Origin of the sequence: Gemella bergeri ATCC 700627, assembly GCF_000469465.1 — a bacterium.
GTDB lineage: Bacteria > Bacillota > Bacilli > Staphylococcales > Gemellaceae > Gemella > Gemella bergeri.
Map to the genome: position 1 here is coordinate 1 of NZ_KI271854.1, position 2,563 is coordinate 2,563.

General features: G+C 32.0%; 1 protein-coding gene. It reads left to right on the forward strand.

The features are described from left to right. Positions 1 to 278 precede the first annotated feature (278 nt). A partial coding sequence (locus HMPREF1983_RS05230; protein WP_021753247.1) for a GbpC/Spa domain-containing protein occupies positions 279 to 2,563 on the forward strand: 2,285 nt, incomplete at its 3' end.

Genomic DNA, 2,563 nt, shown 5'->3' on the forward strand with positions numbered 1-2,563 from the left:
GGTGTGTTTTGATTGTATTATAATAAAATTGTGTATAAAAATGTAGGATTTAATTTACATCTTAAATAATACATAATATTATAAAATACTTAACAAGAAAAAACCACTTATATAAGCGATGTAAACTGTTATTCCTAATATATAGTATATTATAACATACTAAACTATTGTTGTAAATTAAATCCTACTTAAAAATACAAAGAAAGGAAGAAAATTTGTAAATGCAAAAATAAAATTTTAATCGAAAAATTAATTTTAATAATAAAGGAGGCTATATTATGAGTACGAAACTCAAAGAAAAGGGTAGAAAGGCATCTACCTTGTTTTTATCGTTATTAATGCTGCTTAGTGTATCAACACAGAATTTAACGACACATGCAGCGGATAAAGATAAAGGTATCGAAGTAACTGTTGATAGAACAGAACTTGATAAGAGTGTTAAACAAGCACAAGATGCCGGAGTAAATGTAAAAAAAGAAAGCAATGTTGATAAAGGAGTAGCAGTGACAAAGGCTGAAGCGGATAGAAAAATCGCTGAGATAAAAGATGATTATAATCAACAGATACAAAAGCTAAAACAGGCAAAACAGGAATTAGATAAATACAATGCAGAAAAAGCAGAGTATGACAAGAAAAAACAAGAATATGATAAAAAATTAGCGGAGTATAATAAGAAAAAACAAGAGTATGATAAAGCTCTAAAAGAACTTGAAAAACATAAAAATGAGGATGGCTATCTGAAGTCACCAATAGGGCAGCCACTAATTTTTGAGTCAGAATCAAATGCGGTTTTGAACATAAAATCAGGAGGCGTGGAATATAAGAAAGGCGATTTTTACAAACATGCAGAAAGCTTAGGTTACTTACAAAATGACGATAAACTAAAAAAAGAACTTGTTTATAAACACATTAAAGATTTTGATAATGCCCCTGATAAAAATGGGAAGAGGGTATTTTTGAAGTATAATCAACCGCTAGTAGCAAGGTACACAAATCTGCAAAAATCATATATGAACGGTAAGAAGATTTCTGCAGTCGAGTACATATATACGCTTAAAAGCACAGGTGGTCTAAAGAAAACAGAAATTCCAGCATTTTTGTATTCTGATCCAACCATTACGGTAAGATACTGGGCGTTTTTTAATAACATAAGAATAGCCATGGAAGTTAAAATGTACGATGAATATGGTAAGGAAATTGATACAACAGGTGCGCTTCTGGATTTTCAATCCCTGAACAGAGGACATGGATACCCTCAATTCAACGGTAAAAATGCAATTGAAAAAGTTTCATATTATACAGGTGAACCTCTTGAAATCAATGGATCATCTGTGAAAGCACATGGCATCAATTTATTTGCAGATAAGTCAAATTATGCAACGGCAGATGGATCAAAATATGCATCATGGCAATGGGATTCTGAAACTTCTCCGTTAAATTGGTATGGTGCTATAGTCGGTAAACAGACACGATCAAGTATCCAGTTTGATATGGAGTCAGACAATTGTGTTAACGTATGGTTTGGTTTTGACAGTAAGATTAAGCCGAAGGATATACCTATAGAACCAACTCCACCAACACCACCGGTAGAACCTAAGAAACCGGATATACAAGTAAATTATCATTATGATATTCTTTATGTTAAATCACAAGTTGAGAAAAAAGTAACAGATGAAGCTGACAAAGATATAAATAACGCAACAGTTCAAACAGGTTCGGTAGTAAAATTTAAGTTACAAACATCAAACTTCCCGGCGGGACACGAAGAAATTAAATCATTGGTGTTTAAAGACGTATTACCGGATGGGTATGAGTTTAATCTGGAAGGAACAAAACAAGCCAGCTCGGATTATGATGTAACATATGACAAAGATTCCAGATTACTTACATTTAAAGCTAAAGATACTCTATTAAGTAAAATAAATGCTGATCTAACAAAAGAAGCACAAGTGCCTTCACCAATTATTACAGGTAAGGTAACAAAAGAGGGTACAAAATATGAAAATCATTTTGATTTGGATATTAACAATGTTTACAAAGTAACATCAGAGCCGGTTAAAGTAAATACACCTGTAAAACCAAGTAAAAAAGTATTTACAGGACAAGATACAACAAATATAGATGGAAAAGTAGTAAAACCAAATCAAGAATTAACATATAAAATTGATTATAAAAATACAACCGGGAAAACACAAGAAGTAGAAATTACTGACGTTATTCCAAAATTTACAAAATATATAGAAAACAGTGCAAGTGATAATGGAGCGTATGACAATAGCACCAAAAAACTTACATGGAAAAAAACAGTAGAAGACGGTAAAGAATGGAGTGTAACATTTAAAGTAAAAGTTGACAGTGATGTAAACGGAAAAGTAATCGATAATATAGGACATACAAAAGATGCTGCTAATAGTTTCGATACAAACATTACATCAAATCCAACGCCAAAAGAACCGGTAAAAGACGTGGTAGATAATAAGGGAACAACAATAAACGGTAAAGTGGTGAAACCGGGAGAGACTCTAACATATACTGTTGAATACAAAAACACAACAGATCAGGA